This window comes from Pseudomonas sp. KH_040 (assembly GCF_057839305.1).
The window spans coordinates 3,978,002-4,001,688 of sequence record NZ_CM174487.1 but is presented as its reverse complement, the minus strand read 5'-3'; the positions used below and the strand labels follow the sequence as shown (position 1 = coordinate 4,001,688).

General features: G+C 58.9%; 20 protein-coding genes. 12 read left to right on the top strand and 8 right to left on the bottom strand.

The genetic code is table 11. The features are described from left to right. Positions 1 to 4: 4 nt before the first annotated feature. Positions 5 to 619 (top strand): GNAT family N-acetyltransferase, encoded by a 615-nt coding sequence (locus AC3IUF_RS17660; protein WP_489278820.1) that lies wholly within the window; start codon positions 5 to 7, stop codon positions 617 to 619. On the opposite strand, the gene AC3IUF_RS17655 is transcribed toward AC3IUF_RS17660, so the two are convergent. Continuing rightward, positions 585 to 1,478 carry a LysR family transcriptional regulator gene (locus AC3IUF_RS17655; protein WP_489278817.1) on the bottom strand — a complete coding sequence of 298 codons (894 nt, stop codon included), beginning with the start codon at positions 1,476 to 1,478 and terminating at the stop codon, positions 585 to 587. The genes AC3IUF_RS17660 and AC3IUF_RS17655 overlap by 35 nt on opposite strands. Positions 1,479 to 1,563: 85 nt before the next feature. Then, positions 1,564 to 1,794 (bottom strand): hypothetical protein, encoded by a 231-nt coding sequence (locus AC3IUF_RS17650; RefSeq protein ID WP_007910567.1) that lies wholly within the window; start codon positions 1,792 to 1,794, stop codon positions 1,564 to 1,566. Positions 1,795 to 1,978: 184 nt separating this feature from the next. On the opposite strand from AC3IUF_RS17650, the gene AC3IUF_RS17645 reads away from it, so the two are divergent. Beyond that, positions 1,979 to 2,536, top strand: coding sequence for an NADPH-dependent FMN reductase (locus AC3IUF_RS17645; RefSeq protein WP_038366013.1), 558 nt, complete (start codon positions 1,979 to 1,981; stop codon positions 2,534 to 2,536). A gap of 153 nt (positions 2,537 to 2,689) precedes the next feature. Next, complete coding sequence (locus AC3IUF_RS17640) at positions 2,690 to 3,973, top strand: arsenic transporter (RefSeq protein ID WP_489278815.1); 1,284 nt, start codon at positions 2,690 to 2,692, stop codon at positions 3,971 to 3,973. Between the two features lie 341 nt (positions 3,974 to 4,314). On the opposite strand, the gene AC3IUF_RS17635 is transcribed toward AC3IUF_RS17640, so the two are convergent. Next, positions 4,315 to 5,265 carry a DUF1853 family protein gene (locus tag AC3IUF_RS17635; protein WP_414893687.1) on the bottom strand — a complete coding sequence of 317 codons (951 nt, stop codon included), beginning with the start codon at positions 5,263 to 5,265 and terminating at the stop codon, positions 4,315 to 4,317. A 115-nt stretch (positions 5,266 to 5,380) separates the two neighbouring features. Here AC3IUF_RS17635 and AC3IUF_RS17630 point away from each other — a divergent pair, with 115 nt between their 5' ends. From AC3IUF_RS17630 to pepN, 6 genes are read left to right on the top strand one after another with little or no spacing between them, the layout of a single operon-like run. Further along, on the top strand, positions 5,381 to 6,271 hold the full coding sequence (locus AC3IUF_RS17630) for an NAD(+) kinase (RefSeq protein ID WP_003224174.1): 891 nt from the start codon (positions 5,381 to 5,383) through the stop codon (positions 6,269 to 6,271). Continuing rightward, positions 6,271 to 7,242 (top strand): metallophosphoesterase, encoded by a 972-nt coding sequence (locus tag AC3IUF_RS17625; protein WP_007919225.1) that lies wholly within the window; start codon positions 6,271 to 6,273, stop codon positions 7,240 to 7,242. The genes AC3IUF_RS17630 and AC3IUF_RS17625 overlap by 1 nt, the downstream gene beginning before the upstream one ends. Beyond that, positions 7,239 to 8,108 (top strand): rhomboid family intramembrane serine protease, encoded by an 870-nt coding sequence (locus AC3IUF_RS17620; protein ID WP_095111852.1) that lies wholly within the window; start codon positions 7,239 to 7,241, stop codon positions 8,106 to 8,108. The genes AC3IUF_RS17625 and AC3IUF_RS17620 overlap by 4 nt, the downstream gene beginning before the upstream one ends. Positions 8,109 to 8,141: 33 nt before the next feature. Then, the gene (locus tag AC3IUF_RS17615; RefSeq protein ID WP_007919229.1) at positions 8,142 to 8,402 is read left to right on the top strand and encodes a YeaC family protein; all 261 of its coding nucleotides are present in this window, start codon (positions 8,142 to 8,144) and stop codon (positions 8,400 to 8,402) included. Beyond that, a complete protein-coding gene (locus tag AC3IUF_RS17610; RefSeq protein WP_007919231.1) occupies positions 8,399 to 9,229 on the top strand; it encodes a DUF2797 domain-containing protein in 831 nt (276 codons plus the stop codon). The genes AC3IUF_RS17615 and AC3IUF_RS17610 overlap by 4 nt, the downstream gene beginning before the upstream one ends. A 10-nt stretch (positions 9,230 to 9,239) precedes the next feature. Further along, positions 9,240 to 11,897, top strand: a complete 2,658-nt coding sequence (gene pepN, locus AC3IUF_RS17605; RefSeq protein ID WP_489278813.1) for an aminopeptidase N — start codon at positions 9,240 to 9,242, stop codon at positions 11,895 to 11,897. Positions 11,898 to 12,290: 393 nt separating this feature from the next. Here pepN and katG read toward each other — a convergent pair whose 3' ends face one another. Continuing rightward, positions 12,291 to 14,561: a catalase/peroxidase HPI gene (gene katG, locus AC3IUF_RS17600; protein ID WP_489278812.1), complete on the bottom strand. Its 2,271-nt coding sequence runs from the start codon at positions 14,559 to 14,561 to the stop codon at positions 12,291 to 12,293. A gap of 334 nt (positions 14,562 to 14,895) precedes the next feature. Here katG and AC3IUF_RS17595 point away from each other — a divergent pair, with 334 nt between their 5' ends. Further along, positions 14,896 to 16,932, top strand: a complete 2,037-nt coding sequence (locus tag AC3IUF_RS17595; protein WP_489278811.1) for a TonB-dependent receptor — start codon at positions 14,896 to 14,898, stop codon at positions 16,930 to 16,932. A 118-nt stretch (positions 16,933 to 17,050) separates the two neighbouring features. Here AC3IUF_RS17595 and AC3IUF_RS17590 read toward each other — a convergent pair whose 3' ends face one another. After that, positions 17,051 to 19,261: an LTA synthase family protein gene (locus tag AC3IUF_RS17590; RefSeq protein ID WP_489278810.1), complete on the bottom strand. Its 2,211-nt coding sequence runs from the start codon at positions 19,259 to 19,261 to the stop codon at positions 17,051 to 17,053. 408 nt (positions 19,262 to 19,669) lie between these two features. Between AC3IUF_RS17590 and AC3IUF_RS17585 the strand changes: the two genes are divergently transcribed. Beyond that, entirely contained in the window at positions 19,670 to 20,686 is a 1,017-nt protein-coding gene (locus AC3IUF_RS17585; protein WP_007915967.1) for an ABC transporter substrate-binding protein, read from the top strand. A gap of 33 nt (positions 20,687 to 20,719) precedes the next feature. Here the strand turns inward: AC3IUF_RS17585 and AC3IUF_RS17580 are convergent, their stop codons facing one another. From AC3IUF_RS17580 to AC3IUF_RS17570, 3 genes are all read right to left on the bottom strand, one after another. Then, positions 20,720 to 22,303 carry an alkaline phosphatase D family protein gene (locus AC3IUF_RS17580; protein WP_141232651.1) on the bottom strand — a complete coding sequence of 528 codons (1,584 nt, stop codon included), beginning with the start codon at positions 22,301 to 22,303 and terminating at the stop codon, positions 20,720 to 20,722. A 61-nt stretch (positions 22,304 to 22,364) separates the two neighbouring features. After that, positions 22,365 to 22,562: a helix-turn-helix transcriptional regulator gene (locus tag AC3IUF_RS17575; protein WP_095111858.1), complete on the bottom strand. Its 198-nt coding sequence runs from the start codon at positions 22,560 to 22,562 to the stop codon at positions 22,365 to 22,367. Further along, positions 22,559 to 22,933 (bottom strand): hypothetical protein, encoded by a 375-nt coding sequence (locus tag AC3IUF_RS17570; protein WP_095111859.1) that lies wholly within the window; start codon positions 22,931 to 22,933, stop codon positions 22,559 to 22,561. Before AC3IUF_RS17570 ends, AC3IUF_RS17575 begins: the two co-directional genes overlap by 4 nt. 233 nt (positions 22,934 to 23,166) lie before the next feature. On the opposite strand from AC3IUF_RS17570, the gene AC3IUF_RS17565 reads away from it, so the two are divergent. Beyond that, entirely contained in the window at positions 23,167 to 23,667 is a 501-nt protein-coding gene (locus tag AC3IUF_RS17565) for a hypothetical protein (protein WP_414915929.1), read from the top strand. Positions 23,668 to 23,687 lie beyond the last annotated feature (20 nt).

The window sequence follows — 23,687 nt, the reverse complement described above, 5'->3', positions numbered from 1 at the left end:
CAGTATGCAACCGGTCATGAATCCAAAATACCCAGGGCTGTCGGTGCGCGTCGCCGATGAAGGCTTTGCGCCGTATATCTGGGGCAGCGACTTCAGCTTCGAAGTCGCGGCCTATGGTGCCGCCGTGATCGGCCAGCCTGTCGAACAATGGCGGGTGACGCCGATCGTGCCGTACCGCAAGTGCTACGGCATCGATCCGGAGGAGTTCAGCGCTTTCCACAACGCGGCCGATAGCGCGATTTTCATGGCCTATCTGGATGATGAGCCGGTTGGCCATCTGGTGATCAGCACCAACTGGAACGGCTTCGCGCATATCGATGAACTGGCGGTGCATGCGCCGGCGCGCCGCCATGGTGTGGCCAAGGCCTTGCTGGATGTCGCGCAGTTCTGGAGCCGCAAGAAAAAGCTACCGGGGATCATGCTGGAAACCCAGAACAACAACCTCGGCGCCTGTCGGCTGTATGAGCGTTGCGGCTATGTGATCGGTGGTATCGACCAGTTGCGCTATCGCGGCATTGATCCGAACACCGCCGAAGTGGCGCTGTTCTGGTATCGATTATTCGATAACCCGTTGGAGAACCCGATCAGCTCGCCAGCATCGCCTCGGCTTGTTCCGTGAGGATCGCCAGTAACGTCTGAATCGCTGCCGACGGCGCGACGTGCTTGAAGGTCAGCGCGTAGACGCTGATCGGTACGGCCGGCGACAGCGGGCAGACATCCAGCCCGGCCGGGCGCGCGCCCAGTGCAGTGAACGGGTCGACGATGGCCAGGCCTTCACCGGCCTCGACCATGCTGCGCATCATCTGATGGGTTTGCACCCGCGTCTGCACACTCGGCGCCGGGTGCAGCGCCTGGAGTTTGTTTTCCAGTGCCGGGCTCAACGGGTCCTGACCTTCGAGGCCGATCATGGCCTGACCGGCCAGATCCTGCAGGGAAATGTATTTCTGTTTCGGCTGCAACCAGCCATGGGGCGCGAGCAATTGCAGCTTGCCCTGGGCCAATGGCCGGCAATCAATGTCGGGATGTTCGGGGTCGTGCAGGCTTAAACCGAGATCGCTCTCGCGCAGCAACAGGCTGCGGACAATGTCGCGAGTCGGCGCGCTGAGCAGGCTGCACGGTGCGTCGGGCAGACGACGACGCAGGGCGGCGAGACTTTGTGGCAGTAATTGTTGCGCCAGCGGCGCAGTGCCGATGATGCGCAAAGGTGGGGCGAGGTATTGCTTGAGACTGCTGGCCAGCCGTTGCACCGGCTCCAACGCTTCATAAACGTGGGCGATTTCGACCTGCAACGCCCGCGCTTCGGGTGTCGATTGCAGGCGTCCGCGCACGCTGGCGAACAGCATGAACCCCAACTGACTCTCGGCTTCGCGCAAACGCTCTTCGACCTCGGCCACCGGCAACTGCAACCATTCGGCGGCGGTGCCCAGGTGACCGGTCTGCAAGAGCGCCTGAATCACTTCGATATGACGTAAACGCATGCGTGAAGTCCATGTTCAGCAGGTGGGGTCAGTGGCTGAATCCTACCCCAAGTCTGCGCATATGACTTCTGCTCATAACGGCCAGTTATGAAGCGACGGTTGGCTCGGGTTCACGCGTCAGGGTGATACCTGACTGGACCAGGAGAAACTCGTTCTCGCTGACCTTGTTGACGCGATCGCCAATCGCCAGTTTGTAAATCGGCTCCGAGCCAGTGGAACCGTCTGCCGACGGATTGGATTCCTGGAACTCATGCACGGAATAAACGCGGCCTTCCGCATCTCTTGCATGGAACTGACCGACGAGTACTGCTGCCATCTGCTTAGAACCTCTGGAGATAAAACGCTTGATTTGCGGCTTGGTAGACCGCCATCAAGGCCTGTAAGTTTTCCTACAGGAAAAAAATAATCAGCACGCAGGAATTTGCCCTTGTGTGCTGGTGGAATCGTCACCGGATCATCTATAACTACTCGCTCCTCCCACGGACCATCGAGAGTCTTCCATGAGCAATGTCTACAACGTCGCCGTAGTGGTCGGTAGCCTGCGCAAAGCATCGATCAATCGCAAAGTCGCCCTGGCACTGGCAGAACTGGCTCCGGCGAACCTAAAGCTTGAGATTGTCGAAATTGGCGATCTGCCACTGTATAACGAAGACATCGACGGTGATTCACCGCCGGCAGCCTACAGCACTTTCAGGCAAAAAGTGGGTTCATCCGACGCGGTGCTGTTTGTCACGCCCGAATACAACCGTTCGGTGCCAGCGCCGCTGAAGAATGCCATCGACGTCGGCTCGCGGCCTTATGGCAAGGCTGTCTGGAGTGGCAAACCGGGGGCGGTGATCAGTGTTTCGCCAGGTGCCATCGGTGGTTTCGGGGCGAATCAGCATCTGCGCCAGTCGTTCGTGTTTCTCAACGTGCCGTGCATGCAGCAGCCGGAAGCGTATCTGGGCGGTGCAGGCTCGGCGTTTGATGAGGCGGGCAAGTTGAGTGAGTCGGTGAAACCTTTTCTGCAAAGCTTTATCAATGCCTACGGACAGTTCGTCGAGCAACACAAGAAGTAACCTGTACACGGAACAATGTAGGCCTTCACCTGCTCGCGATAGCGGTGTGTCAGTCGACCAATTGGTAACTGACAGTCCGCTATCGCGAGCAGGCGAAGGCCTACAGGTTTTGTGTTGGCTTCATAACCCCATTTCAATTTAAGGCTGTTGCGGATGCTCGCTGCGTCACTGATTTTCCTGCTGACCATTACCCTTGTCATCTGGCAACCCAAAGGCCTCGGCGTCGGCTGGAGTGCGACGCTTGGCGCCTTGCTGGCGCTGATCTTCGGCGTTGTGCACCTGAGCGATATCCCGCTGGTGTGGCAGATCATCTGGAACGCCACTGGCACTTTTGTCGCGCTGATCATCATCAGCCTGTTGCTCGACGAAGCCGGGTTTTTCAATTGGGCCGCGTTGCACGTGGCGCGTTGGGGGCGGGGCAGCGGGCGCAAGCTGTTTGCCTTTATGGTGCTGCTCGGCGCGCTGGTTTCAGCGCTGTTCGCCAATGACGGCGCGGCGCTGATCCTCACGCCGATCGTGATTTCGATGTTGCTGGCGCTACGGTTCTCTCCGGCCGCGACCTTGGCCTTTGTCATGGGCGCGGGTTTTATTGCGGACACGGCGAGCCTGCCGCTGGTGGTGTCGAACCTGGTCAACATTGTTTCGGCGGACTTCTTTCACATTGGCTTCAACCGTTATGCCGCAGTGATGGTGCCGGTGAACTTCGTCAGCGTCGCGGCAACGCTGGGTATGTTGCTGTGGTTCTTCCGCCGCGACATCCCAGCGGCGTACGACCCTGAGCAACTCGAACATCCCGAAACCGCGATTCACGACAAAGCCACGTTCTATGCCGGTTGGGCGGTGTTGGTGATTCTGCTGATCGGTTGCTTTGCGCTGGAGCCGCTGGGCATTCCGATCAGTGCGATTTCCGCCGTGTGCGCCGCGCTGTTGCTGGGCATCGCCGCCCGTGGCCACAAGATTTCCACGCGCAAGGTGATGAAGGAAGCGCCCTGGCAGATCGTGATTTTTTCGCTGGGCATGTATCTGGTGGTCTATGGCCTGCGCAATGCCGGGCTGACCGGGTATCTGGCCGGTTGGCTGGATGTCTTCGCAGGTCACGGCGTCTGGGGCGCGGCAATGGGCACGGGGGTGCTGACGGCGTTGCTGTCGTCGATCATGAATAACCTGCCGACGGTGTTGATTGGCTTGTTATCGATCGATGCGAGTCAGGCGAGCGGGGTGGTCAAGGAGGCGATGATCTATGCCAACGTGATTGGCAGCGATCTGGGGCCGAAGATCACGCCGATCGGCAGTCTGGCGACGTTGTTGTGGCTGCATGTGCTGGAGCGCAAGGGGATTCACATTGGCTGGGGGTATTACTTCCGGGTCGGGATTGTGTTGACGGTGCCGGTGTTGTTGGTGACGTTGGCGGCTTTGGCTGTGCGGCTGTCCATTTAGACCGAGTCGGCCGCAATCGCTGGCAAGCCAGCTCCCACAGGGATCTTCTGTGTGCTCACTACCTGAGCCACACCACAAAGCCAGCTCCTATTAACTTTGTGGTGTGCTCACTACCTGAGTCACACCACAAAGCCAGCTCCTATTAACTTTGTGGTGTGCTCACTACCTGAGCCACACCACAAAGCCAGCTCCTATTAACTTTGTGGTGTGCTCACTACCTGAGTCACACCACAAAGCCAGCTCCCATTAGCTTTGTGGTGTGTTCACTATCTGGGCCACACCACAAAACCTGTGGGAGCTGGCTTGCCAGCGATGGGGCCGGTACAGGCGACACAAAAAAATCAGGCCTGGCCGGGTACATTCGGCCAAAGGTCGGACACCAGAAACAACCGCTCAGCCTCTTCCCATTGCCCTCGCGCATTCTCGATCAGGCGTACCATCAACTGCGCCGGGGCCAGTGGCTCAAGATCCTCCAGCCACATCCGTAAATGCTCCAAAGTCCAGGTCTGATCCGCCGGATAATGCGCCGGCGCCAGCCAGGCATGGCGGGGCAGGGGTTGCCAGCGTCCGGCTGGACGTTGCGCGACAAACGCCGGCCAGTCCTTCTGATGCAACCAACTGCCGCGCAAATGCTGCGGATGCGCACCGTTCGGTGATTCAGCCTGCCCGGGCCACGGGTACAACAGATAACCGCCCAGCCACAGCTGCGCACTGAACACCTCGATGTCCAGCTTCGCCAATACTGCACGGCTTTCCGGGCGCGCCGAAATCGGCAACTGATGTTGCGCCAGATGCGCCAGTTTGCGGTCCAGCCGATCATGACAACCCGGCCCCAGCCATTGCGCCGGATCACGACCGTCACCATTTTGCGGCCCAAGGTAAAGCTTGATCGCCAGTTCCAGGTGATGCACGCCATCGCGATCACGCAGCAGCATGTCCAGCTCACCGAGCGTGTGGCCCTCACGGCGGATCGGCAGGTTGGCGGCGATCAATTCAATGCCCGGCGCATGCTGCACGGCAAACTGCCACAGACGCTCGTAATACAAGCCCAGCCGCCGCGTACGTGCCTGTGACAACCAATGCAGCAAGCCATAGCTGTCGCGATCAAGCTGGCGCAACCAGTGCTCCAGTCGCTCTGGATCGTGCACCCAGTCACTGCCCGCCAGCGGATGGCGCTGCGGCCACGGTGTGGTGGCAAGCATCGGCGGGGCGAGGATCACCCACGCCAGATCGCGCACTTCCGGATGGCGTAATTGGTGGGGCAACTGCAGCAAGTCGGGAAATAGGATCATCTTGCGAGCATAGCCGTAAACACGAGCACACCCTTGAGGCTGAAAGGATTTTGTCTAACCGGCGCTTTCGCCCATAATCGTGTTTTTCGCGTTTTCGATTGTCCGCAGAGGTCCCATGGAGCAATTTCGTAATATCGGCATCATCGGTCGCCTGGGCAGTTCCCAGGTGCTGGATACCGTCCGCCGACTGAAACGGTTTCTGCTCGATCGTCACCTGCATGTGATCCTCGAAGACACCATCGCCGAAGTGCTGCCGGGCCACGGTTTGCAAACCTCGTCGCGCAAGATGCTCGGCGAAGTCTGCGACATGGTCATCGTCGTCGGCGGTGACGGCAGCCTGCTCGGCGCCGCGCGTGCGCTGGCCAAACACAATATTCCGGTGCTGGGGATCAACCGTGGCAGCCTCGGCTTCCTCACCGATATTCGCCCGGATGAGCTGGAAGTCGAAGTCGCCAAGGTGCTCGACGGCCACTATCTGGTGGAAAACCGCTTCCTGCTGCAAGCCGAAGTGCGCCGGCATGCCGAGGCCATTGGTCAGGGCGACGCGCTCAACGATGTGGTGCTGCACCCCGGCAAATCGACGCGGATGATCGAGTTCGAGTTGTACATCGACGGCCAGTTCGTCTGTAGCCAGAAGGCCGACGGCCTGATCGTCGCCACGCCGACCGGTTCCACCGCGTACGCGCTGTCCGCCGGTGGGCCGATCATGCATCCCAAGCTCGATGCCATTGTGATCGTGCCGATGTACCCCCATATGTTGTCGAGCCGGCCAATTGTGGTCGATGGCAACAGTGAGCTGAAAATCGTCGTGTCGAAAAACATGCAGATTTACCCGCAAGTCTCCTGTGACGGGCAGAACCATTTCACCTGCGCGCCGGGTGACACCATCACCGTCAGCAAGAAAGCGCAGAAGCTGCGGCTTATTCATCCGCTCGATCACAACTACTACGAAGTCTGCCGCACCAAGCTCGGCTGGGGCAGCAAGCTGGGCGGTGGAGGCGACTGATGCTCGATCCCGCGCGCAGTTATGACCTGATTGGTGACGTGCACGGATGCGCCCTGACCCTCGAACACTTGCTTGACCGACTCGGTTATCACAAGCAGGGCGGGGTCTGGCGGCATCCATCGCGCATGGCCGTGTTCGTCGGCGACATCATCGACCGTGGCCCACGCATTCGCGAAGCGCTGCACATCGTCCACGACATGGTCGAGGCCGGTCAGGCCTTGTGCATCATGGGCAACCACGAATTCAACGCGCTGGGCTGGAGCACGCCGGCGCTACCGGGCAGCGGCAAGCAGTTCGTGCGCGAACACACGCCGCGCCATGCACGCCTGCTGCACGAAACCCTGACTCAATTCGAAGACCATCCTGGCGACTGGCATGATTTCCAGCGCTGGTTTTACGAGCTGCCGCTGTTTGTCGACGCCGGACGTTTCCGTGTTGTCCACGCTTGCTGGGATGCCGGACTGATCGAACCGTTGCGAGCGCTGTTCCCCAATGGCTGCATCGACGAACACTTCCTGCAGGCCTCGGCCGTGCCGGACAGCTTCGCCTGCACCGTGTTCGACCGTCTGCTGCGCGGCACTGACATGCGCCTGCCGGATGGCCTGACCATGACCAGCGGCGACGGTCTGGTGCGTTCGTTCTTCCGCACCAAGTTCTGGGAAGACGATCCGAAAACCTACGGCGATATCGTCTTCCAGCCGGATGCACTGCCAGACCCGGTGGCGCAGAAGCCGCTGACCTCCAGCGAAAAAAACAACCTGCTGCGCTACGGCGTCGACGAGCCGTTGCTGTTCGTCGGCCACTATTGGCGCAGCGGCAAACCGGCGCCGATCCGCCCGAACCTCGCGTGTCTGGATTACAGCGCGGTGCTCTACGGCAAACTGGTCGCCTATCGTCTGGATCAGGAAACCCGCCTCGATCCGCATAAATTTGTCTGGGTCGATGTCGAGCGGCCGGAGGTGCTGCAATGAGTGCGGTAGCGGTATTACGTCTGCCGTTGGCAGTGGACTTGAGCGGTTTCGTCAAACTGCTGCAACGAATGCAAGTGCCGCATCGGGTCAGCGAAGAGGCCGGCGAACAAGTGTTGTGGGCGCCGGCGGAAATCAGCGATGACGTGCGTTCACTCTACGAACGCTTCCCGGCTGGCGATCCCGATCAGCAAATGGACATTCCCGTCGCGCCGACCGTCAAGCGGCCGAGCTTTGCCGAGCAACTGAAATACGCCAAGGCCACGGGGTTCATCCTGTTGTTGTGCCTGATCGTTGGTGGATTGACGTACCTCGGTGAGAATCTGCAGACCCTGCGCTGGCTGACCTTCCTCGATTTTCAGGTAGTCGGCGAGTACATCCATTTCACACCGTTGGCCGACAGCCTTGCGGCGGGGCAGTGGTGGCGGCTGGTCACGCCGATGCTGATCCACTTCGGCATCCTCCACCTGGCCATGAACGGCATGTGGTACTGGGAGCTGGGCCGGCGTATCGAGTCGCGTCAGGGCAGCATTAACCTGATCGGCTTGACGCTGTTGTTCAGCCTCGTTTCCAACTACGCACAGTTTGTCTGGAGCGGCGCGACCTTGTTTGGCGGGCTGTCCGGCGTACTTTACGGTTTGCTCGGGCATTGCTGGATCTTCCAGCTGCTGTCGCCGAACCCCGCCTATCGCCTCCCGCGCGGCGTGCTGGTGATGATGCTGGTGTGGTTGCTGGTGTGCATGTCCGGGCTGATCTCGATGATCGGTTTCGGCGAAATCGCCAACGCTGCCCACGTCGGCGGGTTACTCATCGGATGCTTCACCGGTTTGTTGGGCGGTTTGTATAACCGCCGTAAACTGGCCGCCTAAAATTTTCTGTAGATAAAGAGCACGGAGACCCTGATGTCCTCTTTTAACGACATGATCAACAACATTACCCCGGACATCTACGAGAGCCTGAAGCTGGCCGTGGAAATCGGCAAATGGTCCGACGGTGGCAAACTCACCGCCGAACAGCGCGAGCTGTCGTTGCAGGCGATGATCGCCTGGGAAATCCAGAACCTGCCTGAAGACCAGCGCACCGGTTACATGGGCCCGCAGGAATGTGCCTCGAAGTCGATTGAAGTGCCGAACATCCTGTTCAAGTCGGATGCCATCCATTGATCGAGATTGGCCGCGGTGCAATCAGCAAAATGTCGGCGCGCCTGGACGGGCCGAACGTGCAATACGCGTTTCGTCTGGATGACGTCGAGGTGCCGGTCAACCCGTTGATCGGCACCACGGTGCGTCTGGAATACCTGGGGGCGATCCACTGCACCCATTGCGGGCGCAAGACCAAAACCAGTTTCAGTCAGGGCTATTGCTACCCGTGCATGACCAAACTGGCGCAGTGCGATCTGTGCATCATGAGCCCGGAGCGTTGCCACTATGACGCCGGCACCTGTCGCGATCCAGCGTGGGGCGAGCAGTTTTGCATGACCGATCATGTGGTTTACCTGTCCAATTCGTCGGGCATCAAGGTTGGCATCACTCGTGCTACGCAACTGCCGACTCGCTGGATCGATCAGGGTGCATGTCAGGCATTGCCGATCATGCGCGTCTCGACACGGCAGCAATCGGGCTTCGTTGAAGACCTGTTCCGCAGTCAGGTGGCGGACAAGACCAACTGGCGCGCGTTGCTCAAGGGTGATGCGGCGGCGGTCGATCTGGCGCAGGTACGTGACCAGTTATTCGAAAGCTGCGCCGAAGGCCTGCAAGGTTTGCAGGAGCGATTCGGCCTGCAGGCGATTCAGACCATTGCCGATGTCGAACCGCTGGAAATCCGCTACCCGGTCGAGCAATACCCGGCCAAAATCGTCAGCTTCAACCTGGACAAGAACCCGATTGCCGAAGGCACGCTGCTGGGGATCAAGGGCCAGTACCTGATCTTCGACACCGGCGTGATCAACATTCGCAAGTACACGGCCTATCAGCTCGCCGTGCATCAATAAGGACGCCAGCATGCGCACCGAACAACCGAAGATGATTTACCTGAAGGACTATCAGGCGCCCGAGTACCTGATCGACGAAACACACCTGACCTTCGAGTTGTTCGAGGATCACAGCCTGGTGCACGCGCAGTTGGTGATGCGCCGCAACCCGGCGCGTGGCCCGGGCCTGCCGCCGCTGGTACTCGATGGCCAGCAGCTGGAATTGTTGTCTGTGAGCCTGGCCGATCAGGCGCTGTCTGACGCCGACTACCAGCTGACCGAAAACCATCTGACTCTGCAACCGACCAGCGAAACCTTCACGCTCGACACCAGCGTCAAGATCCACCCGGAAACCAACACCGCACTGGAAGGCCTGTACAAGTCCGGCACGATGTTCTGCACCCAGTGCGAGGCCGAAGGTTTCCGCAAGATCACTTATTACCTCGACCGCCCGGACGTGATGAGCAAGTTCACCACCACCGTGGTCGCCGAACAGCACAGCTACCCGGTGCTGCTCTCCAACGGCAACCCGATTGCCTCGGGCCCGGGCGAAGACGGCCGGCACTGGGCTACGTGGGAAGACCCGTTCATGAAACCGGCGTACCTGTTTGCGCTGGTGGCCGGTGATTTGTGGTGCGTTGAAGACACCTTTACCACCATGACCCAGCGCAATGTCGCGCTGCGCATTTACGTCGAGCCGGAAAACATCGACAAGTGCCAGCACGCGATGAACAGCCTGAAGAAGTCGATGCGCTGGGACGAAGAGGTTTACGGTCGCGAGTACGATCTGGACATCTTCATGATCGTCGCCGTCAACGACTTCAACATGGGTGCGATGGAGAACAAAGGCCTCAACATCTTCAACTCCAGCGCCGTACTGGCCCGCGCCGAAACCGCGACCGATGCTGCGCACCAGCGCGTTGAAGCGATCGTCGCTCACGAATACTTCCACAACTGGTCGGGCAATCGCGTGACCTGCCGCGACTGGTTCCAGCTGTCGCTGAAGGAAGGTTTCACGGTGTTCCGTGATTCCGGCTTCTCCGCCGACATGAACTCGGCCACGGTCAAGCGCATTCAGGATGTGGCTTACCTGCGCACCCACCAGTTCGCCGAAGACGCCGGCCCGATGGCCCACGCTGTGCGCCCGGACAGCTTTATCGAGATTTCCAACTTCTACACCCTGACCGTGTACGAGAAGGGTTCGGAAGTGGTCGGCATGATCCACACCTTGCTCGGCGCCGAAGGCTTCCGTAAGGGCAGCGATCTGTACTTCGAGCGCCATGACGGTCAAGCGGTGACCTGCGACGACTTCATCAAGGCGATGGAAGATGCCAACGGCGTCGATCTGACCCAGTTCAAGCGCTGGTACAGCCAGGCTGGCACGCCGCGTCTGGCGGTGAGCGAGTCGTACGACGCTGCTGCAAAAACCTACAGCCTGACCTTCCGCCAGAGCTGCCCGGAAACCCCGGATAAAGTTGAAAAACTGCCGTTTGTGATTCCAGTCGAACTCGGCCTGCTCGACAGCCAAGGCAACGAGATTGCCCTGCGTCTGGCTGGCGAATCATCGGCGCAAGGCACTACTCGCGTGATCTCGGTGACTGAAGCCGAGCAGACTTTCACCTTCGTTGATATCGCTGCACAGCCGCTGCCATCACTGCTGCGCGGCTTCTCGGCGCCGGTGAAACTGAGCTTCCCGTACAACCGCGATCAACTGATGTTCCTGATGCAGCACGACTGCGACGGCTTCAACCGCTGGGATGCCGGTCAGCAACTGTCGGTGCAGGTCCTGCAAGAGTTGATCGGCCAGCAGCAGAAGGGCGAGAGTCTGAAGCTTGATCCGCGTCTGGTGTCGGCGCTGAAAACCGTGCTGTCCGATGAGTCGCTGGATCAGGCGATGGTTGCGGAAATGCTCTCGCTGCCGGGTGAGGCCTATCTGACCGAAATCAGCGAAGTGGCGGATGTCGAGGCGATTCACACCGCTCGCGAATTTGCCCGCAAGCAACTGGCGGACAGTTTGTTCGAGGCGCTGTGGCTGCGTTATCAGGCCAACCGTGACCTGTCGAAGAAAACCCCGTACGTGGCCGAAGCCGAGCATTTCGCCCGTCGCGCGCTGCAGAATATTGCGCTGTCGTACCTGATGCTCAGCGGCAAGCCGGAAGTATTGGCAGCGGCGCTGGAGCAATTCGAAAGCGCCGACAACATGACCGAGCGCCTGACCGCGCTGGCCGTGTTGGTCAACTCGCCGTTCGAAGAGCAGAAAGCGCTGGCACTGGCCAGTTTCGCCGAGCACTTCAAGGACAACCCGCTGGTCATGGATCAGTGGTTCAGCGTGCAGGCCGGCAGCACCTTGCCGGGCGGTCTGGAGCGCGTGAAAGCGTTGATGCAGCACCCGGCGTTCAACATCAAGAACCCGAACAAGGTGCGTGCGCTGGTCGGTGCGTTTGCCGGGCAGAACCTGATCAACTTCCATGCGGCCGATGGCTCGGGTTATCGCTTCCTTGCGGATCTGGTGATCGAGCTGAACGGCTTCAACCCGCAGATTGCTTCTCGGCAATTGGCGCCGCTGACTCGGTGGCGCAAATACGACAGCGCTCGTCAGGCGTTGATGAAGGCCGAGCTGGAGCGGATTCGGGCGTCGGGGCAGTTGTCGAGTGATGTGTATGAGGTGGTGAGCAAGAGCCTGGCTTGATGGTGTGTTGGAGTCGGTGTTCCAGCTGTGGACCGGCCCTCACCCTAACCCTCTCCCAGTGGGAGAGGGGACTGACCGAGGTGATGTTCGAGTTACACCGACCTGAAAGTCCGAGCCGAACTCAGATTCTGAAACAGATCAAAAGCCCCTCACCCTAGCCCTCTCCCAGTGGGAGAGGGGACTGATCGAGGTGGATGTTCGAGTTACGCCGACCTGAAAGTCCGGAGGCGAACTCAGGTTTTGAACAGCACGAAGATCTGCTCCCTTTCCCCCTCGCCCCCCTGGGGGAGAGGGCTGGGGTGAGGGGGTGGGATTCACGCATCACCACAAAACCCAAGCCGTACATATAAAAAAACGCCGCACTAATAATGCGGCGTTTTTATTGACTGAAAGTTACTTCAGGTCAAACCGGTCCAGGTTGGTGACCTTCGTCCACGCCGCCACAAAGTCCTTCACAAACTGCTCCTTCGCATCCGAACTGGCATACACCTCAGCCAGCGCCCTCAACTGTGCATTGGAACCAAACACCAGATCCACCCGCGTCGCCGTCCACTTCACGCTGCCGGTTTTACGGTCGCGCCCCTCGAACTCATCCGCATCCCTTGAAGTCGGCTTCCACTCCACGCCCATGTCCAGCAGGTTTGTGAAGAAGTCGTTGGTCAGCGCTTCAGTTTGCGAGGTGAATACGCCATGCCGGGTTTGCCCGACGTTGGTATTCAACACCCGCAAACCACCCAGCAGCACAGTCATTTCCGGTGCGGTGAGGGTCAGCAGTTGTGCCTTGTCGATCAGCAGCGCCTCGGCCGAAACGGTGTACTTGCCTTTGCTGTAGTTGCGGAAGCCATCGGCAATCGGTTCAAGGAAGCCAAAGGAGTCGACGTCGGTTTGCTCTTGGCTGGCATCCGTACGTCCCGGAGTGAATGGCACCGTGACCGAATGGCCGGCATTTTTCGCTGCTTGTTCGACCCCGGCATTCCCGGCCAACACGATCAGGTCCGCGAGCGAGACTTTCTTGCCGGCAGCGCCGCCATTGAACTCGTTCTGAATGCCCTCAAGGATTTGCAGCACTTTGGCCAGTTGCTCAGGCTGGTTGGCTTGCCAGAACTTCTGCGGTGCCAGACGCAGGCGGCCGCCGTTGGCGCCGCCGCGTTTGTCCGAACCGCGGAATGTCGAAGCAGCGGCCCAGGTGGTCGAGACCAGTTGTGACACCGAAAGCCCCGACGCGAGGATTTTGCTTTTCAGCGCGGCAGCGTCGCTGTCGTCGATCAGTGGGTGCGTGGCATCCGGAATCGGGTCTTGCCACAGCAGTTCTTCGTTCGGCAGTTCCGGGCCAAGGTAACGAGACAATGGACCCATGTCGCGGTGGATCAGTTTGTACCAGGCACGGGCAAACGCATCGGCCAGTTGATCGGGATTGGCGAGGAAGCGCCGCGAGATCTGCTCGTAGGCCGGATCGAAACGCAGCGCCAGGTCGGAGGTAAGCATGGTCGGCGAAAGCTTTTTGCTCGGGTCATGGGCATGCGGAACGGTGCCGGCACCGGCGCCGTTTTTCGGAATCCACTGGTGCGCACCAGCCGGGCTTTTGGTCAGCTCCCACTCGAAGCCAAACAGGTTTTCCAGGTAGTTGTTGCTCCACTTTGTCGGCGTGGTGGTCCAGGTCACTTCGAGGCCACTGGTAATGGTGTCGCCGCCCTTGCCTGTACCGAACGCGTTGCGCCAGCCTAGGCCCTGTTCTTCGAGGCCGGCCGCTTCCGGCTCAGGCCCGACGTTATCGGCAGGGCCGGCGCCGTGGGTTTTACCAAAGGCGTGACCGCCCGCGATCAACGCGACGGTTTCTTCATCGTTCATGGCCATGCGGCCAAAGGTTTCGCGGATATCGTGGGCCGACGCGACCGGGTCCGGATTGCCCTCAGGGCCTTCGGGGTTTACGTAAATCAGGCCCATTTGCACCGCAGCGAGCGGGTTTTCCAGATTACGTTCGCCCTGATCGGTGCGGCTCTCTTCTTTGCCATGCAAATCCGGTTCGGCGACCAGCGTGCCGTCACCGGGCTCCTGCATGGCTGACTTGTCTTTGCCGTAACGGCTGTCGCCACCGAGCCATTCGTGCTCGGAACCCCAATAGACATCTTCGTCCGGCTCCCACACATCGGGGCGGCCACCGGAGAAGCCGAAGGTTTTGAAGCCCATGGATTCCAGTGCGACGTTCCCGGTCAGAACGATCAGGTCGGCCCAGGAAATGTTGCGACCATATTTCTGCTTGATCGGCCACAGCAGGCGCCGGGCCTTGTCGAGACTGACGTTGTCCGGCCAGCTGTTCAGCGGCGCAAAACGTTGTTGCCCGGAGCCGGCGCCACCACGGCCATCGGCGGTGCGATAGGTGCCGGCGCTGTGCCAGGCCATGCGGATGAAGAGGGGACCGTAATGGCCGAAGTCGGCCGGCCACCAATCCTGGGAGTCGGTCATCAGTGCGTTGAGGTCTTGTTTCAGGGCTTGAAAGTCGAGGCTCTTGAAGGCTTTGGCGTAGTCGAAGTCCTTGCCCAACGGATCGGACTTGGGCGAGTGCTGACTCAGGATTTTCAGGTTGAGTTGATTCGGCCACCAGTCACGGTTCGTCGTACCACCACCGGCGGCGTGGTTGAACGGGCATTTCGATTCGTTTGCCATGTTCGGGTCCTTATCAGGTCTGCTACGGCCGGCTCGTGCCGACTTCGGACTAGTAAGGCTAGACCCGACTTGAGGAGTCAGCTAATAGGCCGACTATTGGAGGCTGATAGGCAAAGTCTTTCAGCTTCTTTCGGAGCACTTCACGGATGAGCCGATAGCGGCTGCCTGCTTGAAACATGCGTTGTTGAGCCTCTGCAAAAAACAAAATGTGAAAATCGGGATGACAGGAAGAAATGTTATTGTATAACATAAAATTCGTTTCATTCTGTTTCTACCAGCGTTAAAGCAAAACGCTGGCAGCGATCCTCACATTTCAGCGCATGGAAATTTTGCAATGCCTGCCCGTTCCCACCCCCTGCAACGACGCCTCAATCCGTTGGCCGCCGCGCTGCTTTTTGCGTCGCCGGTATTCGCCGCCGACACCCTCGAACTGCAACCGCAAGTCATCACCGGCAATCCGCTCGGCAGCCAGACACTTGCCTCGCCCTCGACGGTACTTAGCGGCGACGACCTCACGTTCCAACAGAAGGGCAGTCTCGGCGAAACCCTGAACAAGCAACCCGGGGTTTCCTCGTCGTACTTCGGCCCGGGTGCGAGCCGACCGATTATTCGTGGCCAGGACGGTGATCGCATCCGTATTCTGCGCAACGGAGTCGGCGCGCTGGATGCCTCGTCGCTGTCTTACGACCACGCCGTGCCGCTGGACCCGGTCAACGTCGAGCGCGTTGAAATCGTCCGTGGCCCGGCGGCTCTGCTGTACGGCGGCAGTGCCATTGGCGGGGTGGTCAACACCTTCGATAACCGCATCCCGACTGAGGCCATCGATGGCATTCATGGCGCTGGTGAGTTGCGCTATGGCGGTGCCGACACCACGCGCAGCAGCGCCGGCAAACTGGAGGCTGGTAACGGAGAATTCGCCTTGCATCTGGACGCTAGCGCCCGCGAGTTCAATGACCTGAAAATCCCCGGTTACGCGAAAACCGCTCGCGAACGCGCAAACGACGACGGCGACTCGAAAAAACATCGCCTGGCCAACAGCGATGGTCGCCAGGATGGCGGCGCGGTCGGCGGGTCGTACACCTGGGATGACGGTTATGCCGGTCTGTCCTACAGCAACTACGATTCCAATTACGGTTCGCCCGCTGAACAAGACGTACGTATTCGCATGCAACAGGAGCACTACGCCTTTGCCTCGGAGATACGCAATCTCGACGGGCCATTCACCTCGATCAAACTGGATGCCGGTTACACCGATTACGAGCACCGCGAAATCGAAGGCGGCGAGGTTGGCACGACGTTCAAGAACAAAGGTTACGAGGCACGGGTCGAGGCGCGGCATCAGCCGTTGGGGCCGTTCAATGGCGTGATTGGTGCACAGGTCAGCCGCAACGAGTTTTCGGCATTGGGTGAAGAGGCGTTTGTGCCGCAGACCGATACCAATGCCGCTGCGCTGTTCATTCTTGAGGAGTTGCAAGCCACCGATCGACTGCTGTTCACCCTCGGCGGACGCCTTGAGCACACCACGGTCGACCCGGACGCGAAGGGTAACGAACGCTTCGCCAGCGCCGACCGCTCCAGCAGTTTCACCGCTGGCAGTCTTTCCTCTGGCGCGGTGTACACGCTGACGCCGATCTGGTCGGTGGCTGCGACGCTGGGCTACACCGAGCGCGCACCGACGTTCTATGAGCTTTACGCCAACGGTGCCCATGTGGCGACCGGCACCTATGAAGTCGGTGATGCCGGGCTGTCGAAAGAAAAAGCCGTGTCCAGTGATCTGGCGTTGCGTTTCGATAACGGCACGCACAAGGGCAGTGTCGGTGTGTTCTACAGCCACTTCTCCAATTACATCGGTTTACTCGGCACGGGTCGCACATTGAATGATGAAGGCGAGGAGGACGCCGATGGCATCCCTGAATACACCTACTCCGGCGTGCGGGCGCGCTTCAGCGGTATTGAGGCGCAGGACCGCTGGAACCTTGGCGAAAATGCCTACGGCAAGTTTGCCCTGGAGTTGTCCGGTGACTACACCCGCGCGAAGAACCTGGACACCGGCGAAGATTTACCGCGAATCGCGCCGCTGCGGCTCAACAGTGGTCTGTTGTGGGAACTGGATCGTTGGCAGGCGCGCATCGATGTAGAGCACGCCAGTTCACAACATCGGGTGCCGGATAACGAAAGCGGCACCGACGGCTACACCACGCTGGGCGCCAATGTCGGGTATCACTTTGATGTCGGCCAGAGTAAATGGCTGGCCTTCGTCAATGCCGAGAACCTGACCAATCAAACCGTGCGTTACGCCAGTTCGATCCTGCGCGACATTGCGCCGGCAGAAGGGCGCAGCATTCAGGTCGGATTGCGCACGACGTTCTGATAATCACTGATTCCCACTGTAGGAGCGGCCGCAGGCTGCGATCTTTTGATCTTTATTTTAAAAGCAAAAGATCGTCCGATCGCGGCCCGAGCCTGCGGCAGCTCCTACACGGGCGTGATCAGGTGGATTGGGCGGTGTCGTCATCCGGCACGTCGTCGAGAATATCCTCTTGCCCCGGCAATTCAGTAATCACACTGAAATCCGTCACTTCAACCGCACCCAATCCATACCCCAGCAAATGGAAAGAAAACGCTTTGCGCTCTTGCGGGTTGTCGAAGCTGAAGTTCATTTCCAGTGGCTGCTCGGCGGTTGCGACCATCTCCTGCGGCAAGCCGATCTGCACGTCCTGTTCAAACTCCTTGGCCTTGAGCTGAATATACGCCGCCTGCTGCGGATCGACCGAGCGCACGGTCAGACGCACGCGTGTGTGCGAGCCTTTGGGCATTTCCAGGTATTGCGCGCCAATCAGATTGTCGGCCCAGTCATCGTTGATCTGAGCTTGCAGCGGGATGACGTTGGTGCTGCCGAATTGATAGCGATGATTGAGCGGCGTGCGCAACAGCGACAGGTCGAGGGCGTTGGCACGGGCGGCGATCTGTCGGGCCGGGTGGCCGCTGTAGTTGCCTTTATAGATGGCGCTGTCGGCGATGAACCCGGCGCTTTCGTAGTAGCGGCAGCGACGCGGCATATCGCACTCGGAAAAGATCCCCTGACCGTTGTGATAGCGCAGCTTGCCGTTGGTGAACGACATGATTTCGCGGCCGCTGTCGTAGTCGCGAAACAGCGAGCGACCGCTCAGCGCGGAAGGCACCGGCAAGTCGAAGTAATCGAGAATCGAGGTGCTCAGATCGACGTGGCCATACACGCCTTTGTTCAGCCGTGGCAGTTGTGCCTGCTCCGGTGCCAGGGTCAGGTTGAAGCCCCACGAAGAAGCCAGGCGGACACCGTCGATGCCGTGGGACTCGTCCGAGGTGATCACCACCAGCGTGTCTTTCAGAACGCCTTGGCGTTCGAGGCCGTTGAGAAACTGCTCCAGCGCATCGTCGAGATAACCGACGGCCGCCTGTTTTGGCGTTTCGTAGCGTTCCAGATATTCCTCGGGTGCGGAGTAGGGCTGATGCGTGCCCACGGTCAGCAACGTCAGCAGCCACGGTTTTTTCTGTTTTTTCAGTTGGCCGACATAGTCCAGCGCACCTTCGAAAAACGCCTTGTCATCCTTGCCCCACGGGAATTCCAGGTAGTTGCTGTTGGTAAACCATTCCAGACCATGAGTCGCATCGAAACCGATGTGCGGCATGATCTTGTCTTTGGCCATGAAACGCAGGCCGGCACCTTGCAAATAGTGAGTGCTGAAGCCGTGATCTCGCAGTTGCGCCGGCAGGCAGGCCTGATTGCGCTCGTTGAGGGTGAGCATTTCCACGCCTTTGGGCGTGCCGTTGTTGAGCTTGTCGTAATCGCCGCAGAGCATCGCGTACAGACCGCGAATGGTCTGGTGTGTGTGCAGCACGTAATCCGGGGTGTTCATGCCGCGCTCGGCCCAGCGGCTGAGGTTGGGCATCAGGTCTTCCTGATAATGGCTGCCGATCGCCTCGCGGTTGGCGCGGATGTAAGCACCGGGAATGCCTTCCAGCGCGATGATCAGTACGTTGCGCGCTTGCCCCGGCGCGGCCAGCAATTTCTGCCCGTTGAGGTCGACGTCGGTGAGTCCGGCCATGGCCGGCGCGGGTTCTTCGACGTCACCGTCCAGCCACTCCTCGGCCTGGATCTGCAGATCAGCGGCCTCGCTGGCCAGCAACTGGTGTGGCAGGTTGTACTGGCGCCACGGATCGGCTTCGCTCGGCCACAGGTTTTGCGCACCCCAGTGCGCGGCGAACAATAGCAGTGGCGCGCTCCAGGCTGCGCGGGGCAGGGGCGGGCGCGGCATGCCACGGCCGGCAAATTGGGTCAGCAGCCAGAACAACAGAGCCAGCAGCAAAGTGATGCCCAGTGCAGGATGGGCCAGGCCGCCACCGGTGGAATTTTCCACGAACTGCGGATCGATCAGGTAATGAATGTCGGAAGGTGTCGGCAGACGCCCGACGGCGCTGACCAGTTCAGCGGTCGCCACCGCCAGCAAGCCCCAGAACAGCAGCACCGGCAAGGCCAGCCACCACGCCCGGCGATGCAGCAACACCACCAACAGGCTGCCAATGGCCAGATCCGATAAATAGCCCAACGGCGCCGACCAGCCCAGCGCCGCACGCAGGCACACCGGCACCACCAGCACCAGAACAATCAGCGAAAAGAGGCGGGCATGCGGCTGCCGCAACCGGTTAAAAAGAGCACTCACAAAAAAGACCTTCCAGCCATTAAATCGTCATAAAAGTGTGCGCGATGATACCAAGGGTGGGCTGTCTGATCGCCCTTTTAAACGCTCAGCTGATGCGCTGGCGTGCGGGCTAATCAAGGTGATGGTGCGTCCGCAGGCCTGACCGGCCCTCGTGTTGCACGACCATTGGCGATATTGCTGCCGACGGATTTATTGTTTCAGGCTGTTTAAGGTGCCTAACCATCACCGGCATCCAATGTAGGAGCTGTGCAACGCTGCGATCGTTTTAAACCTCACAATCAAAAGCGCGCAGCCCGATTTCGCTCAACAACCCGTGCTATCGATATGCGATAAAGATATTTAATTTCTATTTTTTATAGCGATAAAGTCAGGCCTTTCAGCAAACCACCCCCATGCTGCGAGGTTGTCATGGCCACACCGTTCAAACGTCCCGCACTGACTCTGTTGGCCGCTTCTCTGGTCGCGAGTGCGTTGTTCAGCACCGGCGCTCAGGCCGAAGGCAAGATCAGCATCGCCCAGCAATTCGGCATCGGTTACCTGATTCTCGATGTGGTGCGCGATCAGAACCTCATCGAAAAACACGGTAAGGAACAGGGCCTCGACATCAAGGTCGACTGGAACAGCATCTCCGGCGCCACCGCGATGAACGAAGCGTTGCTCACCGGATCGCTCGACGTGGTTTCCGCCGGCGTGCCGCCAATGCTCACCGTGTGGGATCGCACCAAGGGTAAACAGAATGTCAAAGCCATCGCCGCACTGGGCTCGATGCCCAACTATCTGCTGACCAACAATCCGAACATCAAAACGCTCAAGGACTTCACCGACAAGGACCGGATTGCCGTGCCGGCCGCCGGCGTCGGCTTCCAGTCGCGCACTTTGCAGATCGAAACCGCCAAGGAGTTCGGTGACGCGCAGTACAAGAAATTCGACGACATTTCAGTCAGCCTGCCGCACCCCGATGCGACGGCCGCGCTGATCGCCGGCGGCTCGGAAATCAACTCGCACTTCTCCAGCCCGCCGTTCCAGTACCAGGCCCTGCAGAATCCCAACGTGCACAAAGTGCTGAGCTCTTATGATGTGCTCGGTGGGCAGGCGACGTTCAACGTGCTCTACACCACAGAAAAATTCCACGACGAAAACCCGAAAACCTACAAGGCGTTCTATGACGCGTTGGCCGAGGCCGAGAAGATCATCAAGGCTGATAAGCCGGCGGCGGCTCAGGCGTACATTCGTGTCGAGCAGTCGAAACTGCCGCTGGCTCTGGTCGAGCAAATCGTCAAGGATCCGGAAATCGATTTCACTGTGGTGCCGCAGCGCACCTTTATCTATGCCGAGAAATTGCAGGAACTGGGCGTGCTGAAGAACAAGGCCGACAGCTGGAAGGATTACTTCTTTGAAGAGGCGCATGGTGGGGCCGGTAGCTGAAGAACCCGGCCCGGTGCAGGGGATTTCCGGAACTCAACCGGCAGGCTCGATCAGTCGCGTAATGGGGTGATCGTGCCCCTCGACGTGCCATTTCACCCACAACCGATTGCGTCCGTCGGAACTTTTATCTGGCTCGATGGACAGCCAGTTACGACTGGCAATCAGGCAATTTCCATCGTATCCAATGGCTTGCATTTCGGCAGTAAGGTCGGTGTCGATCTTTTCCCGGGTACCGGTGATCGTTTCCAGGCTTCTGATCGTCAGCACAGGCAGAGGAGGATGGACGATGCCGGTTGAAATCAACTGATGGATGACTTCTGCACCATTGTCGATATGTCGGGGGTTGGCCGAACGAATGACGCTGGCGGCGGCTACATGCACATCCCCGGAGACAATGGTGACTTTGCATTTCGCCAACTTGGCAAAATCGAGCAATCCATTGATCAGTTGCTTACGCTCGTTTTTGTGCGGCTGATGGCGCCAGTGGTCCCGGAAATCATCCTCCGGCCCGATCTCCCCTGGAATCCATCCGATCAGGGCCTCAAGCAGCGCAAGGTTGACGAACGATACCGGAACGCTGGAGATGAACAGCAGGTGTGAAGGTTTGCTGACCGTCAGGCTTTTGATCCAGGTAAACATCTGCGAGATGCTTTTTTGCGACATGATTTGCGTGGGCTGTTTGAGCTGGCCGTTTCTGCCTTTGATGTCGGGCGCGCGTTCAGACCTGAGGTCGGGAACGACAATGGCGAGGCCACCGAGGCCTTCAAAAGCGAAGGTATGCCCTTGACGAGTAATTGCTCCCGGGCGGCTCTCGGTTTCGTCAACCTGTAATTGGTAGAGTCGAAAATAATAACTGGCAATGCGGAACAGCCCCTGGTGTACGGGACTTTCATGCAGGGCTTGAGGATAGGAACCCCAACCGTCAATGATGTCGTGATCGTCCCACATCATCAGGGTCGGAACGCAGCTGAGCATGTTCAGTATCTGTGGTCGGGCCCAGTATCGCGGATAAACACTGGCGAAAAACTCGTCTGCCTGAATCTCCATTTCTTCAGTCCACAGAGTGTCATCGCGATTCCAGGAGAACTGTTTGTACCATTCATTCAAGGGGCCTTGAGTCTGCAACAGTTCATCGCTGTAAATCTGATCGCCTCCCATGACCAACAGATGGTACTCGGCTTGTTTGTGGGTCTGCGCGAGATGACTCCAGCGTTCGGCATAACGATCTGCCAACGAATTGAGGTATTTGACATCCGACACACCGTTGCAGGAGGTGTAAGCGATGCGGGGCGCCTGATCCAGAGGCGGGACGTGAAATGAGCCCGACACATCTCCCAAGTCATAGTCGATCTTCAACTGCGTTTTACTTTGCTGGATCTGCATGTCCAGTCGCCAGACGGCCATGCGCGGTTTGATCAAAGGAATCCGGGCAATCCGTTTGATCGTCGGATTGTGTGCCTGCGCGACCTGCGTAGTGGGTGCCGGCGCGTTGAGGTCTTGCACCAGCAGGGCAGATACACAGTATTTCTGATTCTGAATACCGCGAAAGCTCAAAACCGGGCCAAAGGGACTCATGTTGTCGTCCTCGCTGACAATAGAAAAACGGATGCCACGCAATGCCGTGGTGTCTCCGAGCGTAGTCCGTTTTTGCAAGTAGCGAGGACGCGAGGGGAGCGTTTCAGTTCATGCCATCATCAAAAATGCTTTCGATTGATAACCCGAATGCCCGGGCAATCTGAAAGGCCAGTGGCAGACTCGGGTCGTAGCGTTCGTTTTCAATCGCGTTAATCGTCTGACGCGACACGCTCAGGCGTTCAGCCAGATCGACCTGCGACCATTTGCGCTCGGCGCGCAATTCCTTGAGGCGGTTTTTCATTGGTAACGGCGTCGCGCAATGTGCAGGCCGACAATCCACATCAGACCCATCACCGGCCACACGCACGTCCACGGAATGTGCGGAGCGCCGACGTTTTCCAGAAAACCGTAGCTGAACGTCAGCAGTGCCGAGGCGGCAAAGGCAAAACCCAAGGCTTCGAACTGGATGCGCAGATGCATTTCATCCATGCGCCGCATATTGCGCACGATGGCCCAGCACATCAGTCCCGCCGGAACGATCGGCGTCAGTGCGACGGCCGAGCGCAGTACGATGGGGGCGTCCATCAGGTATTGCGAGGCAATCAATGAGGCTGTCAGGACCAGCATGTAGATGATTAATGCTGCGCCCAATTCGAGGTAGTACCGGTTCATTCTTCACTTCCTATGTAAAAGACCCTTTACATGGTCGCCGAAGATTTATCCGATGTAAAGCACGCTTTCCATCACGGCTGGTAGCCTCGAACAGACTCATGCCGGAGGATTTCGCCTAGCTCAGTAGCTTAAAAGCACACTTTCTGGACAGCGTAATAGCCACTCAGTAGCATTCGAGCCCAACGGATTATCCCTTCGCACGTCGTCCGACGTGGAACGCTCAAGGAATCGATATGCGCGACACCCCCATTGACCAAAAACGAACGATCGTGACCCAGGTCAACGGCGAGATTCGCTATGAAACCCGGATCAGTTTCAGCTCCACGTCGCTCGTCGATGGCGAAATTCGGGTGCATCGTGCTGAAGGCAATCAGCTAGATGTTCCGGTGGCCGGGGCGGACTTCGCTTTGCGCTTTGATCTGGATGGGGTGCATAGAGTACCGGTGACGCAGCAGGCAGCGGTTGAACCGGTTGAACCGGTGCCTGCCGATAACAGCTTGAAGTTATTCACCTCGAAAACCGTGTGGATCACCCTCGGGTTGTGGTTCTTCGTCAGTTCGGTGTTCGGTTGGCTGGGGATTGTGGTGGCAGGCGGATATCTCGGTTACCAGTGGCGTGAGGTGGAAAAGCGCAAGAAACAGTTGGCCAAGGCGCCCGTAGATAAAGCCGTGCCCCGTTCCGGCTCGGGGATGTCACGGGAAAGCGTACGCAAGGCATTGGCCCGCAGGCATTAATGTGGCGCACAGCAAAAACA

Excerpts from the sequence above, each read along its gene's own strand:
- AC3IUF_RS17570 (WP_095111859.1), bottom strand. The coding sequence starts at position 22,933 with ATGAACCGGTACTACCTCGAATTGGGCGCAGCATTAATCATCTACATG.
- AC3IUF_RS17615 (WP_007919229.1), top strand. The coding sequence starts at position 8,142 with ATGTCCTCTTTTAACGACATGATCAACAACATTACCCCGGACATCTAC.
- pepN (WP_489278813.1), top strand. The coding sequence starts at position 9,240 with ATGCGCACCGAACAACCGAAGATGATTTACCTGAAGGACTATCAGGCG.
- AC3IUF_RS17575 (WP_095111858.1), bottom strand. The coding sequence starts at position 22,562 with ATGAAAAACCGCCTCAAGGAATTGCGCGCCGAGCGCAAATGGTCGCAG.
- AC3IUF_RS17650 (WP_007910567.1), bottom strand. The coding sequence starts at position 1,794 with ATGGCAGCAGTACTCGTCGGTCAGTTCCATGCAAGAGATGCGGAAGGC.
- AC3IUF_RS17630 (WP_003224174.1), top strand. The coding sequence starts at position 5,381 with ATGGAGCAATTTCGTAATATCGGCATCATCGGTCGCCTGGGCAGTTCC.
- AC3IUF_RS17640 (WP_489278815.1), top strand. The coding sequence starts at position 2,690 with ATGCTCGCTGCGTCACTGATTTTCCTGCTGACCATTACCCTTGTCATC.
- AC3IUF_RS17635 (WP_414893687.1), bottom strand. The coding sequence starts at position 5,265 with ATGATCCTATTTCCCGACTTGCTGCAGTTGCCCCACCAATTACGCCAT.
- AC3IUF_RS17595 (WP_489278811.1), top strand. The coding sequence starts at position 14,896 with ATGCCTGCCCGTTCCCACCCCCTGCAACGACGCCTCAATCCGTTGGCC.
- AC3IUF_RS17585 (WP_007915967.1), top strand. The coding sequence starts at position 19,670 with ATGGCCACACCGTTCAAACGTCCCGCACTGACTCTGTTGGCCGCTTCT.
- AC3IUF_RS17620 (WP_095111852.1), top strand. The coding sequence starts at position 7,239 with ATGAGTGCGGTAGCGGTATTACGTCTGCCGTTGGCAGTGGACTTGAGC.
- AC3IUF_RS17625 (WP_007919225.1), top strand. The coding sequence starts at position 6,271 with ATGCTCGATCCCGCGCGCAGTTATGACCTGATTGGTGACGTGCACGGA.
- AC3IUF_RS17655 (WP_489278817.1), bottom strand. The coding sequence starts at position 1,478 with ATGCGTTTACGTCATATCGAAGTGATTCAGGCGCTCTTGCAGACCGGT.
- AC3IUF_RS17645 (WP_038366013.1), top strand. The coding sequence starts at position 1,979 with ATGAGCAATGTCTACAACGTCGCCGTAGTGGTCGGTAGCCTGCGCAAA.
- katG (WP_489278812.1), bottom strand. The coding sequence starts at position 14,561 with ATGGCAAACGAATCGAAATGCCCGTTCAACCACGCCGCCGGTGGTGGT.
- AC3IUF_RS17565 (WP_414915929.1), top strand. The coding sequence starts at position 23,167 with ATGCGCGACACCCCCATTGACCAAAAACGAACGATCGTGACCCAGGTC.
- AC3IUF_RS17660 (WP_489278820.1), top strand. The coding sequence starts at position 5 with ATGCAACCGGTCATGAATCCAAAATACCCAGGGCTGTCGGTGCGCGTC.